The sequence below is a fragment of the Parapontixanthobacter aurantiacus genome, from assembly GCF_009827635.1.
Taxonomy (GTDB): Bacteria; Pseudomonadota; Alphaproteobacteria; order Sphingomonadales; family Sphingomonadaceae; genus Parapontixanthobacter; species Parapontixanthobacter aurantiacus.
In genome coordinates this window covers 31632-48017 of sequence record NZ_WTYW01000003.1, presented here as the reverse complement: position 1 = coordinate 48017, position 16386 = coordinate 31632, and the positions used below count along the sequence as shown (strand labels likewise).

Annotated in this window: 13 protein-coding genes; 7 read left to right on the top strand and 6 right to left on the bottom strand. The window is 54.6% G+C overall.

Features of this window, described 5'->3' with window-relative positions; translation table 11 throughout:
• Positions 1-209: 209 nt before the first annotated feature.
• Positions 210-734, top strand: coding sequence for a hypothetical protein (locus tag GRI38_RS10685; protein ID WP_160683563.1), 525 nt, complete (start codon positions 210-212; stop codon positions 732-734).
• An 18-nt stretch (positions 735-752) separates the two neighbouring features.
• On the opposite strand, the gene GRI38_RS10680 is transcribed toward GRI38_RS10685, so the two are convergent.
• Complete coding sequence (locus GRI38_RS10680) at positions 753-1106, bottom strand: hypothetical protein (RefSeq protein WP_160683560.1); 354 nt, start codon at positions 1104-1106, stop codon at positions 753-755.
• Between the two features lie 471 nt (positions 1107-1577).
• Here GRI38_RS10680 and GRI38_RS10675 point away from each other — a divergent pair, with 471 nt between their 5' ends.
• A complete protein-coding gene (locus GRI38_RS10675; protein ID WP_160683557.1) occupies positions 1578-2123 on the top strand; it encodes a PEPxxWA-CTERM sorting domain-containing protein in 546 nt (181 codons plus the stop codon).
• Positions 2124-2408: 285 nt separating this feature from the next.
• Here the strand turns inward: GRI38_RS10675 and GRI38_RS10670 are convergent, their stop codons facing one another.
• Positions 2409-2594: a hypothetical protein gene (locus GRI38_RS10670; protein ID WP_160683554.1), complete on the bottom strand. Its 186-nt coding sequence runs from the start codon at positions 2592-2594 to the stop codon at positions 2409-2411.
• Between the two features lie 11 nt (positions 2595-2605).
• Complete coding sequence (locus GRI38_RS10665) at positions 2606-3112, bottom strand: hypothetical protein (RefSeq protein WP_237487505.1); 507 nt, start codon at positions 3110-3112, stop codon at positions 2606-2608.
• Between the two features lie 300 nt (positions 3113-3412).
• On the opposite strand from GRI38_RS10665, the gene GRI38_RS10660 reads away from it, so the two are divergent.
• From GRI38_RS10660 to GRI38_RS10640, 5 genes are all read left to right on the top strand, one after another.
• Positions 3413-5137, top strand: a complete 1725-nt coding sequence (locus GRI38_RS10660) for a hypothetical protein (RefSeq protein WP_160683548.1) — start codon at positions 3413-3415, stop codon at positions 5135-5137.
• 579 nt (positions 5138-5716) lie between these two features.
• Positions 5717-6373, top strand: coding sequence for a hypothetical protein (locus tag GRI38_RS10655; protein WP_160683545.1), 657 nt, complete (start codon positions 5717-5719; stop codon positions 6371-6373).
• 114 nt (positions 6374-6487) lie between these two features.
• The gene (locus tag GRI38_RS10650) at positions 6488-6772 is read left to right on the top strand and encodes a hypothetical protein (RefSeq protein ID WP_160683542.1); all 285 of its coding nucleotides are present in this window, start codon (positions 6488-6490) and stop codon (positions 6770-6772) included.
• A gap of 264 nt (positions 6773-7036) precedes the next feature.
• Positions 7037-8302, top strand: coding sequence for a GGDEF domain-containing protein (locus GRI38_RS10645; RefSeq protein ID WP_160683539.1), 1266 nt, complete (start codon positions 7037-7039; stop codon positions 8300-8302).
• Between the two features lie 533 nt (positions 8303-8835).
• Positions 8836-10422, top strand: coding sequence for an nSTAND3 domain-containing NTPase (locus GRI38_RS10640; RefSeq protein WP_160683536.1), 1587 nt, complete (start codon positions 8836-8838; stop codon positions 10420-10422).
• Positions 10423-13635: 3213 nt separating this feature from the next.
• On the opposite strand, the gene GRI38_RS10635 is transcribed toward GRI38_RS10640, so the two are convergent.
• The 3 genes from GRI38_RS10635 to GRI38_RS10625 all read right to left on the bottom strand — a co-directional run bounded on the left by GRI38_RS10635 (position 13636) and on the right by GRI38_RS10625 (position 16181).
• Entirely contained in the window at positions 13636-13959 is a 324-nt protein-coding gene (locus tag GRI38_RS10635) for a hypothetical protein (RefSeq protein ID WP_160683533.1), read from the bottom strand.
• Positions 13960-14061: 102 nt separating this feature from the next.
• A complete protein-coding gene (locus GRI38_RS10630; protein WP_160683529.1) occupies positions 14062-14361 on the bottom strand; it encodes a hypothetical protein in 300 nt (99 codons plus the stop codon).
• 14 nt (positions 14362-14375) lie between these two features.
• The gene (locus tag GRI38_RS10625; protein WP_160683526.1) at positions 14376-16181 is read right to left on the bottom strand and encodes a DUF262 domain-containing protein; all 1806 of its coding nucleotides are present in this window, start codon (positions 16179-16181) and stop codon (positions 14376-14378) included.
• Positions 16182-16386: the final 205 nt, after the last annotated feature.

Sequence of the window (16386 nt, the reverse complement as noted above, 5' to 3'; positions counted from 1 at the left end):
GTGTTAGGGCGAGGCAAATACTGTGTGCATAAGCTGTACAGTATTATCGACGAACAACTTTCGCGACCTGTGTAAAAGCTCGGAGAAATTTGCTCTTCGTCTGATTACCGAAACCAGAGCCTCGCTTTACCAGGCTGTCTTGAGAAGGCCGCCGGCAGCGCGAACCGTTTACTCGCTCTTAAGCACGTATCTTTACGACAAGATTTGCCATGAGTACCGAACTTCTCTGCAAACGAACGGCAATGCGGTCGAGCCTATTTCTCATGGCTACGATTGCGTCGGAAACGTTGTCCGGGCCGGTTCGCGTTCGTAATCTGTCGAACGATGGCGCGATGATTGAAGGGGCCGAACTTCCCCCTGTAGGAAAGGAATGCAGGTTGCGCAGAGCCGACTTGTCGGCGAGCGGCTCAATTGTCTGGAACAGCGGACGCAGCGCAGGCATCCGGTTCGATCGACCGATTAACGTTATGCAATGGATGCCCGCCAAATCCGGAGGGCAGCAGCAGGTTGACGCTGTCGTACATCAGCAGCGAACTTCACCTGCGGGCTCCGCGGCAGCGGACGCTTCTTCAGGATTCTTAAAAAAGTCCGAAGAACTCAGTGGCCTGGCAGATATGATCGATGCTTTGGCAGACGCGCTTTCCAAAGATGAAGCGATCGTGGCGCGTCATCTCGAGAGATTGCAGGTCCTCGACATCGCCGCGCAAAAGTTGCGGAAGCTTGCCGCAGAATAACTCTCTACGGCGAGCACCTCATTCGATCCTTGGAAGCGCAGCAAGCTGCTTCATTCGTGGCGCAGTCCACCGATGCCGCCTATAGGTGCTTACGCCGTAACAGAGCGAAGGCCAGAATATGGTCAGAGCGATATCGCTACTGGTATCGGGCCAGTTCCAGGTTCCCTTCGCCAGACGATTCATGACCTCGTTAAAAAGCTCCAGCTGCAGAACGGCAATCAACGCAAACAACGATCCTCGCCTATCCCTCAAAGCGAACTGCGTAGTGAGATAAATGGCCATACCTGCATGAATATGCAGCATCGGACGGGACATGCCGGTAAGATCGACAATTCCTTGAGTAAGCTGTGCATAAGCGTCGACAATGTTCATGAAGAGCTTTTCACAGACACATCTTTCGGAAGCCGGAAAAGGCACGGTAAATGGAGAGTAAATGCCTGAATAATTTGAACTTTATGCGAATATTTGGTCTTGCCTTTTGCCGTTTTTGTGAAGAACGATCTGTGGGCAATGAGGCTTATTAAATAAGATCGCGCATGGGCCAGATTCGGAACACCCTCTGACGCCATGGCTTGGACTTCTTTTAATGCATTCAATGACTCGAAGCCGGGAATCGCTCTACGAATCATCGTTTGGTTGCGGTTCAATTTACCAATTTTGGCCTGCGGGCGGTCATAATCGTTAAAATCGTTAAGGACTGATTTTGCGTTCGCAAGGTTTGCGCGGTTCGCGATGGTTAATTCGCTGTTACACCAAGCTACGAAGTCTTAAGCGTCTCGGAAATAAAAGCTCGTCGCTGAAAGAGCGGGAACAATCGCTCCTTCCAACAGACGGGATCAATGAATGAAAAAGCTTATTGTTCTTTTGATCGGCTTTGCCGGACTCTTCGCATTTCCGGTCAGTGCTTCAGCTGCCGAACTCTTGTTCGAATTCGTGGGCAAAAACGAGCAGGACAGTTTTTCCTTCGTTCTCGACCCGGATCTCGGTCCCGACAAGATCAAGGGCAATACCTTTACCTTCAAGAAAGTCGATGTTGTGACGAACACCGGGACGAAGGCGCAGACGGTTAACTTCTATGCAACTGCAACTGGAACTGTTTTAGACTTCAACCAGGCTCACAAGTTTGCGCTCGAAACAACAAATCTCTTTACCGGCACGATCGCAGATCCGGTCTTTTTCACCGGCACGTACACCATGCGTAAAACCTTCAACGGCGTGGCGCTGGGAACCATGAACGTATCCAAGGTAGCTTCGTCCGTTCCGGAACCGGCGACCTGGGCGATGATTCTGGTTGGCTTCGCCGGCCTCGGCGGAATGATGCGCCGCAGGCCAGCGAAGGAAGATCGCCGCTTTCGGCCCTATCGCCATTGCCAGGATTTTAAGGCGTAAGAGTCAAAGCGACTGCACTTCAATTCCAGTATCCTCTCTTCCGACCGGTAACCAGCTGTTGGACCGCAGTGATTGGCATGAGAACACATGCCAATCCTGCGTACACTATCAGCAGACCACCTCCGACGATGCCGAGCATCGGGTTATGCGAGCGGATGGTGGGTCGGTTCGAAGACGGTTTCATATCGGTAAATAATGATCTTTCATGATTAGTTGGCCGCGATAGCCGCTCGTGCCGAAGTAGCCAATCGATAGCTGTGATTTGTGAAGCAGGATTTCCGGACTTCAGAAGCCGAGCATCGCATCGATCTTCAGCAGCATGGACTTCGACTCACGGTACTGCGCCTGATCGCTCGCGCGGTTTGGCTCGTAGCTTTGCAAATCGCGAAGGCAAGCGGTACGGATCGCGCTCAAATGAGCCGGAGGCATGCCGAGTAGATCCGTCTGCGAAAGTGTGGAACCGATGAACATTTTGAATTCTCCTAACCAGCGAGAAGAGCCGACATCTGATCGATGCGAAGGGGGTTGGGGGTAGTGAAGCCGAACTGGTTGCGATTGGACCATTTCAGAGTAGCCGCCTCAATCGCGTTCCTACCTGACTTCAGGGTTGCGAGCGTTCCGGGTTCAGGTCGTTCCTGAAGGAGCACGCAGAACCCGCGTTGCGACACGTTTATAAGTTCCGCGCTCTCACGGATGCCGCGGATGAATATATCGACCGGTCGCGACGTAGGGATGCGAACCGATCTGTAATTGAATGGTTTGCGCTCCGCGAATTCGTATTTGCCGCGTAAATCCTCGACGCCGAACCGGTGTCCTTTGATCCAGGTAACTTTGGCATTGTAGAAGTCCTCGTTTCCCCAGCGATAACGCAGGGGCTGACCGAGCATAAGATCAAGATCGCCCTCGAACCCTGCACCCATTTCCGAGCAGTCTCGGATGAGCACGGCATGAGATTCATCCTCAATTTCGATGCAGGCCGGCTGGAACATCGTTCGCTTGCGACCTGAGAGTCTGCGTTCTTCCAATCTTTGTCTCCCCGTTTTTTTGAGACCGGACGCTCTCTTGCTTCGAATCAGCGAGTGCGATCCGGCAACTCGATGGAATGATCCTGCTGAAAGCGCATTCAAACGGGGAGTTCGGAACAGCAATTGCAACGTTTGGAACGATGCAACGTGTTGCAACGACTACGTTTTTTCTAGTTTCAAGTGAAACGTTATCCGATTGGTTTACGGGTCATTTACTACTTCGAAGCTAGAGCGGTTGCAACTCAACGTAGGATGGGTCGCACCATGCAGTACGAAGAAGGGTTGGCGGCAGAAGTTACTGAAATTCTTGCAAGCGCAGCATTTCAGCGCGCACCCCGCCAGGCCAAACTACTCGATTATCTGGCTCAACGCGCAGCTAGCGGCGATACCCGCATTTCGCAGTATGACATCGCGATAAATGCACTTGGAAAGCCCGCAGACTTCGATGAAAGTTCCGACAGCTCTGTCCGTTCATCGATGGTCAGATTACGCCGCTCGCTAAAGACCTACTATAGCGAGTTTGCTCCCATGAAGGGCCTGTGTGCCTACAATCGACCGGGCGAGTACTTCCTTAGGATGGCCTCACTCGAGATCGCGTACCCAGAACTGGTGAAGCTCCACAATGAAGGTCGGAAGCCGTCTGCGTTTGCGTCCAATGACTGGAAGCATGAAGATAGCAATTCGTTTGCCGCGGCTCCCGTTCAACAGGTCAGTCTTCACAGTCTGCTTACAAAGGAGCGCCTCAATCTCGCAAGCAGGGTAGCGAATTTGCCCGAACCTCCAAAAAAAGGATTTGCTGCCCTAAAACGCAAGGCGTGGTTACTCCTCTTGCCGCTAGCCGTCTGCGCAGGAATATTTTTGGCTCAGAGCCAGAATGCTATCACGGCTTCTGAACAGGTCGGAATCGCCCGGCCATCCGTAAAGCTGGAAGCATCTTCCTTGGGTGACGCAGCGTTCCAAAGCAGCCATAGCGGATTGCTTGGAGCGGCCCGAAGCGACACATCAGCCCTCATCGCCAGTTCGTTTGTAGCAAGGGGATTGAATCCCGGAACTGTCGATAGCGACTTTACTATCACCATTCTGCTTCAGCGAAATTTGGACGATAAGCCGGCAGCTTCGCTTTTCCTGCGAGACCGTTCCGGTGAAAGTCTTTTTGAACAGGAACTCGAGCTGTCGAACGACTTCAGTCGCGATCGTCAATTAATCTATGACAATATCGTGGAGTTATTAGCTCCTGCTGGGCGCATCAGCCAGAACCTGGCCAAGCGTATTCCGTTGACAGCGCGCAACGATTTCGAATGCTTTGTTCTCAGCGAGAATGCCCAAGGGAAAGGGCTGCTGACCAGCGACGTCGTCGAGACGTGCATGTCGAGCTATTCTGATTCAGAGTACGAGCCGTTCTTCCGCGCTAGAAAAATTTGGATGGACATCCAGACGCGTGCGATGAGCGGTACGGCGATCGACGTAGATCGACGGACTTGGGGCGAGATCGGCCAAGCAATTAATGAGCATCCTGACAACCCGTATCTAAACCTCATAGCTGCCAAAATCATGACGGCGCGTGGAGATTGCGCGAGAGCTGAACCCTTCGCAAACCGAGCTTACCAAAACGGAAAGACCTTTCCCGCCATTGAACTCGCTTTGCTCGTTGAGACTTACGGTTGCGAGGAGGGGGCCAAACTGGATCCCGAACGGCGTAAGCGAATAAAAGAAATTGCCGATGCGAATCCGATCCCGGACGATTTGCTCAAGCTCTATATTTTGTTGGCGTTACTCATATCGAATCAGGAGCCATCGGATGAACTGATGGCTCTGAATGATTTCGATCACTTGTCAAAATCCCGCTTCGATCATTCGAACGCGCTTTTGGCCGAAGCGCTGACGGGGAAACTAAGTCGCACAAAGCACGAGCAATTGCGTCAATTTTTACCGTCGGTCGTATTTAGCAGTAGGGTTCGCGAGAATCTGCTTAAAGCGACCGAAACATAGGACGACCAAGGTCGTGCATGCCGCTTACTGGTAAGGAATGATTGTCGGAAGATCCCAATCGGAAGGTCGTTTGCAATGCTCTCGCGCTTCACGGCGTTCCGGTGCGAAAGATTGCATAGACTTCTTTCGCACGAGAAATTTCCTTCGCAGCCATGCGCCAAAGAGCAGGACTGGCGAAAGCCCGAAAATGAGAAGGAAAGTCCCAAGATCCAAAATGTGTTGCCATACAAGGCGACGATAAAATACCGCTGGAGAAAACGCGCATTCTCCAGCTGCGACTTTATCCCGAAATGATTGAACGCGCGACCGCTCCATGTGGTGGCCCTAACGGCTTCGACCCGTAATCGCAATCGGCGAACGGCAAGAGTGACCGCATAGCTTGCCAGTGCTCCAATTTCATCGTTGCAGCATCGTACTGTTCGCATAGCGATCGACATAAAGCGCAATTCGAGCGAGGGCGCTTTTGCTTCACTTCGCCAAGCGTAAGCTAAAGGAAACCTTCTTTCTTCTCTTTTTTCAAAGTCGTTCGAACGTAGAGCCACCTCATGCCGCGATGATGCGGTGATTTGAGGGGGCTACATGTTCAAAGAAATTACCATGACGACTTCGGCGATCCTGTTTGCAGCGACGCCGGTTCTTGCTCAATCGGCTCAGACTGGCCAGATGATCGAAGTTCCGGCGCAAGCTGTCCAACAGGCTGCGCATACCGGTCCGGTTCTTCCCGCCAGCACCGAACTGACGCTGCGCATGGATCAGGAAGTCACGACCAAGGGTCGCACCTGGAAGGAAGGCGACACCTTCCACCTGACCAATGTCGCGGATGTCATCGTTGATGGCTATGTTGCCATTCCGCAAGGCGCACGCGCAACCGGTCGCATCACATGGCTTACCAGCCGGGGTGCATTCGGCAAGTCCGGGAAGATGGACATTGCCATCGAACACATCGAAGTGAACGGCAAGCGTATCCCGCTTGAAGGCACGTTCCGGCAGGAAGGCGAAGGCGCCACCCTCGCAACGATCGGCGGCGTCATCGTCGCGGGCGTATTCGCCGGTTTCATCACGGGCCGCAGCGGTCGCATTCCGCATGGCCGCGAACTGAAGGCCTTCACCAAGGAACCGCTGAAGCTCGCGGTTGCTCCGGTCGTTCAGCCGCAACGCGTCGCGGAAGCCGAGCCTGTGCAACCTGCTCCGAAGCAGCGTGAACTGCCGGGCAATCTGCGCGTCGTCAGCGAGTAACAGTCCCCCGAGGAAGCGTTCAGGCGCATCCTCAACCAACGTGAAAGGCCGCCGGCAGGAGCTAACCACTCTTGTCGGCGTTCTTGTATTGTTCCACTTATGGCCAGCATGGCCGTGGACGATTCGACGCTGACGAAACTCGCGATCCTGACGATCGAGGACGCAGCGCGTTCGGCCATATCGGGTCCGGTCAATCGAACATTTGGCGTTCGCCTGGCACTTGCCTACCTGGCTTCGCGCTACAACTGCGAACGCTGGCCATTCGACTGGTTCTGGCGGTTTTTGCCTGAAGGCGAGCGAAAGGGGCGGACAGCCAACCTGACCGGTGCGTTGAATGCAATCTATCGACAAATCGGCATCGATAAACGGGCTGAGACGATCGCGGCCGAGGTAGAATAAGAATAGCGACGACAGAGTCATCCGCTTCCGCGGCGTGGTTTACTTCTACTGCTCACGATTAAACTTTCTCGGACACTGCCTTCCTTATCATTAGGCTTTTGCATCAGTTAAATGCACGGGCGCGCGACGCAACTGAAGAGCCAGACGTGTGAGAGTTCCATTGCGACACTTTCTGATAGTCACCTCTCATAAGAAGGTGCGCTATCGGTTCTTTTCCCCCTTTCGCTTTTCGCAAACTTAATGATTCCCGAGCTAGCTTAACGCATGTCGATCGTCGATCTTTCCGGAAGCGAAGCTCTCAGACCAAACGCTGTTCCGGGAGATCCGACGCTTCGATATTTGCAGTGGCCAGACGACCTTCGTCATCTCTGGCAGGTTTCGCATCGAGACCGCGTTAAGCGGGAAATTCGGTTCCTGAGTTTGCTGGGGCTTGCGACATGTCTGCTTTGTCTGTTCCTGGACGCGATGGCAGGAATGCTGCAGCTTGGATTATTATTGCGAGTAGGTCTCGTTACCCCCGCCTATCTGTGCAGCCTTTGGCTTTTGAAACGAGATGAGCGCCTTGTCCTGTTCGTAGCCGCAATTATACCGCCGGTGCTGTTTGCCGGAGCTGCGGCGTATCTTGGTATGCGCGCCGAAGCAGAGCATCAGGACAATTACATTATGGCGGGAGCGATGCTCGTTTCCGTTTGCATCATTCTTGGTCCTCTGCGCTTTACCCAGACAATTTTCTTCGCGGTCTCTGGCTTTATCGCGGTGGCGGCTCCAATCTTGGCTTTGTCCGAAAATCTGGCTGGTGACGTTAGCCTCATAGTGTTCGCGTTGTTTTGTTCGACGCTCCCGCTTCTGATAAGTCGCAGAAGCGAACGTCTGAACGACACCAACTTCCTTCTCACCATTCAAAGCCGACAAGCACAGAACTCTTTGCTCGCTGCCAACCGCGAACTGGAGAAACTTTCCGATCAGGATGCTCTTACAGGTGTTCTCAATCGACGTGGGTTCGAAAGGAAATTTCAGGCAGCGTTCCAAGCGGCGCAAGCTTCAGGCGAACCATTAGCTGTCCTGCTTATGGATCTCGATCATTTCAAGCAATTCAACGATACGTACGGTCATCAGCTGGGCGATGAATGCTTAATTCGTGTTGGTAGCTTGTTGGACGAAGAGGTCTCGCGCCATCATGGTATTTCCGGGCGGTATGGCGGGGAAGAGTTTATCGCGGCGCTCAGCGGCAGCGGTAGTGCCAATGCTATCGGTATAGCCGAAAGGCTTCGGAGAAAGATCGTCGATCTCCGCATTCATGATCATGCAGGCGACGAAGTTTCGGTGACTGCAAGCGTCGGCGTTAGGATAGGACGAGTGGCAAATCTCGATCGCGTTCAGTTTGTCCAAGACGCGGACAAAGCGCTTTATAGAGCCAAGAGCGAGGGTAGGAACACCGTAGTCCTATTTAGTGGAAACGACGCCATACAAAACGGCGCCAACTTCATTAGGGAAAATGAACGACCGCGGTATCTAGCACGATCAGCGTAGCGATGTTCTACCATGTCGGCGCGGTGCTCGACCAAAACAACCCTCCCCGCATCAGTTTGAGCGTTCGCGAGAACAGCCGCAATTGTCGATAGTTGTCTTGCCATAAAGAAATCGACGCATGTTGGCGTAAACATGCTGACGGCCATTCAGTACAAAAGTGCGGAAAGGTCATGATAGCTATTGGGCCGGTTGCGGACTGTCCGGTTATCGTCGAAAGCCGAAAGAGCGGCCATCTCGTAATTAGCCTATATCTAAGGTCTGAACAGAAAAATCCCTTGCATTAACCTCAGGATGAGTAGCGTTCATTCTGCGGGTCACATTGCCAACCGTCGAAAAACTTTCGCCATCGAGAAATTCCATTGAAACGATGGTTCTATTTGCGCAATCATCGCTATCGGCTTGGAACTCGCTAGCGACTATCAACCGATGGTTTGAGATATGAAATCTCAAACCGCAGGTTAATACCTTTTGACGACCGGGAAAACGCTCCCCACCGTTCAGCCCATTCCAGTTCAATTCCAGACCGATACAAGATGGCCGACTACGACTTCCAGCAACTTTCGCCGCATGATTTCGAATTGCTCTCGCGCGACGTCGTTCAGGCTCGCGACGGGATCCAGCTAGAATCATTCAAGGCAGGTAGAGACCAAGGCATCGACTTTCGCTACGCTAAAGGGGCCGCAAACCTCATCGTCCAAGCCAAGCACTATGCAGGCACAGGTTTAGCCGGTCTCTTACGCGAATTGCACAAAGAAGCCGTGAAGGCGAAGAAGCTCAATCCAAGCCGCTATATCCTGACGACATCAGTGGGTCTTACCCCCCCCAACAAAACTGAGATCATGGAGATCTTCGGCGGTCTCATCGCCGAACCCGGAGATATTGTAGGACGCGACGATATCAACGGCCTGCTCGAACAGCACGCGGACATTCACCAGCGCCATCACAAGTTATGGCTAACCAGTCGCGCTGTTCTTGATCGCGTTATGCATAATGCGGCGAAGACGCAAAGCGACTTCGATGTCGAACGTGTGCGGCGTGATATTGCACGCTACGTGCAGAACTCGGGGTACCCTCGTGCTGTCGAGATGCTCAACGACGGCCATGTGGCGATCATCTCGGGCGCTCCCGGGGTGGGCAAGACGACGCTGGCGCGCATGCTGCTCTACGCATTCCTCGAGCAGGGCTATGAGGCAATCTCGATCCTCACAGATTTCCAGACAGGGCGCGAACTGTACCAGCCAGGCAAGAAGCAGATCTTCTACTTCGACGACTTCATCGGCGCGACCTTTTTGGGAGAGCGAGCATCCACGTTCACGCGGAATGAGGACCGCGCTATCCTCGACTTCATCGAGATGGTCCGCGGTTCCAAGACCGCCCGTCTCGTGATGACGACTCGCGAGCATATCCTGCAACAGGCGGTCGCCGCCTCGGAGAAACTCAAGCATTCGCATTTGGTCGATCACAAATGTGTGCTCGCGATCCGCGACTACGGCAGGATGCAGCGCGCCGAAATCCTCTACAATCACATTTACTTCAGCGACCTACCCCCTTCCTATCGTGACCAGCTCCTCGCCGACCGCTTCTACCTGGAAATCATCAAGCACTCGAAGTTCAACCCGCGGCTGATCGAGTGGCTGTCAAACTACCGCAGGGTGAAGAATATGAAGCCGGAAAACTACCGCGGTTTCGTGCGCAATCTCCTCGATGATCCTGCGGAGATCTGGCGCCACGCATATCATGAGCAGATCAGCGATTCGGGCAGGAGCATTATGCTCGCACTCTACACCCATCGTGGCGAATGTCATCCGGCAACGCTGGAAAAGACATTCTGGTCAATCCACGAACTGCGCGCGCAAAGATATGGCTTTTCCACTTCGCCTTCCGACTGGCGCATGGGACTAGGCGAACTGGCCGGTTCGTTCGTCCATCCCGGAACCAAGATCGCGGTACTCGACCCTTCTCTCCTCGACATGCTGAACGCGACCGTGCTGGAAGAGCCCCGCAATGCAATTGACATGATCGAAGGGGCGACGCGGTTCGAAGAAGCACACCGTGTCTGGACCTTTGCGAAGCTGCCAGCGAATGCGCCAATCATGCGCTACCTTAGCAAGCCGGATTAGGCGACCTCTGGCATCGAAGCCCATCTGAAGGACGTCGACGCCGTCCGTTGACATCGCTCCCGCGAAGGCCGCCGGCTCACCCTGCTGTGGCACCGCCGGAGGCGCGGCCACCTCGTCCCAGTTGGGCAGCGCCGTTCCGCGGTCGGCGAGAAGTTCGAGCGCGAAGCTCACATCCTCGGGCACGGCCAGAATGTCGTCGCTGGCGAGGGCCCGCTGGGCAAGGAAAGCGATGTTTCCCATGTCGAAGCCAACATCTTCGGCGAAACGTGCTGGCGGTATCGCGGCGGCAAGGTCTGCCAGCTGAGCGGGTGTCGGCAAAGGTGCGGAGGTTGCGGCGATCATCGCCGCGAGCGTGCCGCCAGCCCATTTGTTGAGTTCGGCGAAGACCTCTTTAGTCTCGCCCGAAACTTCCATGTCGCGTTCACGCGCGTCGCGGATAAGCTGCCCCAGGATGATGCCCGTTGGCGCGGTCTGGTCCTGTTGATCGAGGACAGTCCTCCCGATCGCTGTTGCCTCGGCAAGCAGCGCTGCAAGCTGCTCGGGGTCGTCACGGTCGCGCTGGGCCAAGCGCACCTGCAAGGCGAGAAGGTCGAGACGGTGGCCATAGGCCTCTGAAAGCTTCATGCGCCCAAGCAGTTCACGCCCCTTATCGACCATGGTGAGCGCGGCGTCGAACAGGCCGATGTCGCGCAGGAGACGGGTCAGTCCGTATACCTCCTGCCAGAGTTCTTCCTCATCCGCACGATTGTCCGCGGCAAAAGCACACGCGAGCGCCACCAGACCAGTCAGATGGTCGCGGGTCCGGTGATATGTGTCGGCCACGGCGAACCAGGCAAGACGACGGCGCCGCGGCGTTGCGGTCCCGGCCTGGACTGCCGCTTCGACGAGGTCGCGGCCTATCTGGGCGAAGCCGCTGCTCGCAATCTTGCCGGCTGCCAGCCGGTAAAGCCTGAGGTCGATGTCGGGGTCAGCCGAATGCGGCGCGATCGCGGCGGCGAGCGCAAGGTAAAGCTGCACCGAGTGGATGTCGCTGTCATCCGAGATGGGAGCTCGCTCGATATAGGATGACAGCGCCGAGATGGCTTCGTCAGGGCTCTCGGTCAGGAGTTCGGCAGGCAGAGCCAGCTTGCCGATGATGATGGGCTGCTCGACCTGAAGCCAGTTGAGCGCACGATGGAGGAATGGCTTGTGCTCCATCATCCACCCAGCGTTTGCCGAGCCCTCCTTTGCACCCTTATCGACCTTAATGGGCCGACCTGCCAGGTCGAGAACAAGCTTTGCGATCAAGGCGAGCCCCGTCATACCAGCCACATCGGGCTTGAGCAGGCCGACGATGCCGCTGCGCAGGCGCGCGTTCATCGGTTCGCTAGCCAGCCGCTCGATGAGCTTGCCGAGCAGCGCTTCGGTCGCCTCGATCCCGGCAGCAGGCTCGCCGTCCGGCCCAGCCTGGAGAAAGCTGCTTTCGAGAACTTCGATCGCAAGCCCTTCCCAGCGTTCGGCCTGCGCCGGTCCTCTGGGGATGTCGCCGACGAGATCAAACGCATGCCAGATGAGACCGCGCGCAAGGGCATCCACAATGCTAGCGAGCCGATAACCATCCGAGATTTCTGGCGTGTCGCCTGACTGGATGAGGCCAACATAGTCCGGAATGTCGGCGCCAGCGAATGCCTCGGCAAGGCGGGCATGAAAGTCGGCCCGAGCAGCGTCGCTCTCGCGAAGGAAGTCAGCGAGACCAGCATGATCGCGAGCGCGGAGCAGCTGCTGGCGCCGGTGGCGGCGCACGCCCTCAGCTTTGGGAAAGCGAGCCTCGAGCCGAATCGCGATACGCGCCGCAAGTCCATCGTCTCGGTTCTCAAGCGTTCCGAGGGCAGACTCGAGGTCCTCGCGACTCTCTAGCATATCGATGCAGGGCGCGATTAGTTCGGCGGCGAGCTTCGCGGCACCGGCGTCTTCAGCGATACGTCCAAGCCGCACTCGCGTGGACGGGTCAAGGTTGTCGCGAGCCAAGAACTCGCTCCGGATGAGCGCCAGGGCTTCAAGGCGAAGCCCTGCCTTGTGCAACAGCTGAACCCTGAGGAATGCCTTCTGTGGGTCAATCACCTGGGGCAGCGCTTCGACGTCCGCGAGCGCGCGGCCCACCTGACCGACGGCAATCCAACGATCCCACGCATCAACGCGTTTCGCGAGAATGGTCTCGGTGCTCTCGTCCGCGGTCGATCCCATCACGCCGAAGCCATCGACCGACAGGATTAGATCGCCCAGCGTCGGCCGAATTGGCGAATTCTCGTTGACATCCAGTGCGACGTAGAGGTGCCGCTCTTGGGCGATTGGCGCAGCTGCGACCGCGAGCCCGTGAACCTGGGGTGCCCAGACGTCTTCGGAGATCAGTGGAGTTTTGGCGTCCTCGGATACGAAGGGCGGGATCGCGTCATCCCGATACTCCGCCGCCTCGACGACGATGATGGCAGTTCGTGCGGGCTGTTCGGCCATGAGAGCCAGAAGACTGGCATGGCGGCCATCCGTCGCCGCCTGGACGACCAGGCAGTCGCGGAACCATGCTGCCTCATCCGCTTCGAGCGGGCGGCGCGCGAGAATCTCGAAAGATTTTCTGAAGCTTTCCCGAGCGCGCCCGTCAGCCTCCGCGACATCATCTCCGGGTGGAATCACAATGATAATCCGCTGCATCGCCCGCTCCCCGCCCTCGATCGCGATACCAGCGAGGGACGCGGCGACCATGCCTGCCCGCTTGGCAGGCTTACCTCCGGTGATGGTCAGGATGTCACCCCCCCCAATCACGTGCGGGTTCCGGGAGTAAAAATCCGAGATCGCCACAAGCAGTTCCTTGGGGCTGCTTATCCTGCGCTCCGGTGGAGCTGCGATATTGCCTTCTTTATCGAGTTCCTGATTTTCTTTCTCACCGTGCATTTGGAAACGATAGATGCACAGCGGGACAACCTCCAGCGCAATAAGCGACATCAAACTGTGTTTCTAAGTCGAAATAGGAATTTCCGTTCTTGGGAAGGATGGGCGTCTGACGGAATATCCGTTTAGGGGCGCAAAGCTGCCAATTCCACCCTGCTACTCTAAGAAGCTGATCGTATATCGCAGCGCTGAGAGCCGGGGCGGCGTAACCGCCACACTCCGCTAGGATGGAACGGTCAAACGAAATCTAGCGGTCCGCGCTAAGTCAAAACTCGCTAATTTAGAAGCAATCTAGTCCGTCTCAAGTGAGGTGCATTCAAGGCCAACTTTGCATCTGAACATCTTCGAAGGCATTTCGACATCCGATAATTTCCGGAAGCTTTTCATCTGCCATTCTTCTCCCGTTTCTTCTACGAGCAAGGCTATCCCTCGACGCTCGGCCAACGCGAAGAACTGCTCTCGATATCCATCGAACTCGGTGAAGTCCTCACTGTAGTTTTCGCCGGTGAGGTACTCCATCAATAGGACGGGGTAGTGGTCGTCACCGATTACGGCGAAGCGTGGATCTTGGCCCCAGAAGCGAGCTTGTTCATGCGGTTTTTGTTGATCGCTCATATGTCAGGATCTCTTGTTATGTCGAAAGGCTAACGTAACGCTCATTTTGTGTTGTTGCAAAAGTCACAAACTGCCATGATTGACGCAACCCCAGAAGGCCACTCAAAACGAGTGTTCTTCGGCATTGATGCCGTTCGCTTGGCATAGCTCTTTCAGCTCGCTGACCGCGTGAATGCTGCACGACCAGGAATGCTTGACTAGGGCTAGTGCCAAAGCGTCAACATACTCAGACGATACTGTAACCCAGTGCTCATAGTCACGGTCACCGAAAGCCTCTTCCGCAGCGTCACCAATGTCGTGAAAAAACACTTCGAGCGAGCCGTCAGTTTTCAGCGTAGCGTCGATGACAAGCGTGCCGCTTTCGTCTGCCCTCCGGATTAACTCAACACGCTTCTCTGTCATTCACGCCTTCTCGATTAGGCATAGCGCGCCTTAGTGGATGCCACTTCATAAGATGCCTTTGCGAGGCTGTCAGTACGGGCCTTAATGTCAGATTGGTCCCAATCGCTTTGACCAAATTCGGCGACAAACGCCTGCAGATAGCTTGGGACATGTTTTATATTGTTTGGGTACTTATGCGGCTCTGACAGGACTGCCATTTTTTCGGAAAACGATTTGTTGCTCAGTATACCATTGATCTGCTTTGGTATGACAATGAGGTTGCCAATCGAATGGTAGATTTCGGTATCCTGTCCCTCGGCGATCAAGGATTGCGCAGCCAGATGCTCAATGTCGAAACTAGATCTTACGCCATGTTGGGCCGACTTCAGATCGAGTAGGTCTAGCGATTGACCGTCTTTCACTCCCTCGTTAGCGAGACGGTCGAATACGTATCGAATAACGTTCCTGTCCGGCTTATTTTCGTAGGAGAGGCTAGCAAAGCTCGCAGCGAACTCCTCTCGATTAAGCATGTTAGCTTTGAACCATTCGGCAACTTCCGAGAGACTTTCCAACTTTTCCTCTCGATAAATTCTCTCGCCGAACTGGGCATAGGCGTTTTCAGATTCGTTCCCGATCCGGCCTCCAACCTTGTTGTTCACAAAGTGGAAGTACTCGAGACTTCTCAAGAGCGTCAGGACACGCTTGGCTTCCTTCTTATCACCATGGGCAAGCCTGAAAGAACGGCACGTGCTATAGATCAATGGCAGAGGCTGAGTAATGTTGAAGAGCTTCAGGACGCCAACCGAACGACGAAACTCTTCGAGGAGCATATTCTCCTTGGGAAAGCCAATTGAAAGCAACCAGGACCGCATAACGTCTGGATCATCGGAATGAAATGCCTGATAGAAGTCGGCGAAGTCTTTCAATTCTTGAAGAAAGTCATTCACCCCCTTCTTCTCGGCGTACACTCGCAAATTCCGATAGAGTTCTCTCGCATTAACCTTACCAGCTCGAGCAACCCAGAACTGCTTCAGGGCCTTAAGCTGAGACCCACCAAATGACTGAGTTATATCATCCCATAGCTGGTCCAGATCATCCGCGAGAATGTCGTCTTCTTTTGAGAAAATATAATTTTTGAGAAGGTCCGCGACCTCCAATCCTTTCCCACGAGCGTTTGTCCTCTCAAATACTTCGAACGCTTCCGCCCTATCCTCGATCTCGATTTTGATAACAAACGTCTTATCTCTTAGGTGGCGGGCCAAATTTTTGAAACGCAGGGGGTCGGCTTTAGCTATGTCTTCGATTTGTGAGCGGCAGAATTGATAGATCGACTTTACTCTATTCACCTCTCTCTTAATGCCTACTCGCTTACCGGCTTCTAGCACGAACGCGGGAAATTTACCGTCCCACGAATAGTCGCTCATCAGCGGGAAGATTCTTCCGATAACTGGCGATGGTGTGAGCCGATGGCTTGTACCCATAGATAGCGCGTCAGAGTTTGAGATATGCTTTTGAAGCGACTGTGCGACGCTCTCATCGCTGAGATCAATGCGCGCAAAGTCGCGCATAGCCATAAGTAAAATCAGAAGCGTGGTGATCCGTTGCTGACCGTCGATAATCTCGATTTTCGTGGACGCTTTCTCCTCCGAGACGTCAAAAATTACTGGCCCGAGATAGAGGTTATCGTTCGATTTGGATTCTGTAGCGGCGATTAGGTCCTGAATGAGGTCGCTGACCTCAGACTCGCCCTTCCAATCAAACGTACGTTGATAGCGTGGAACGAAATATTCCACGTCCCCGGAGAAGAGTTCACCAACAGTCGACTTTCGCGGCTCTTTCATTTCCTAACCTCTCTGAGGGACATCATTCGTCGACGAGGCCTAAACCGCGCACCGGTCAATCAAAAGCAAGAACCACAGATTCTTGTGGAGGATCCACTTAGGCCAGTGCGTCGCATAGATAAGCAAACAATGCCAAGCGGATAAGGTCAGAAAGCGAATTGAAATAGCGCCACGGCCTGCTAGCCTCTTCGATCTAGACATCCAG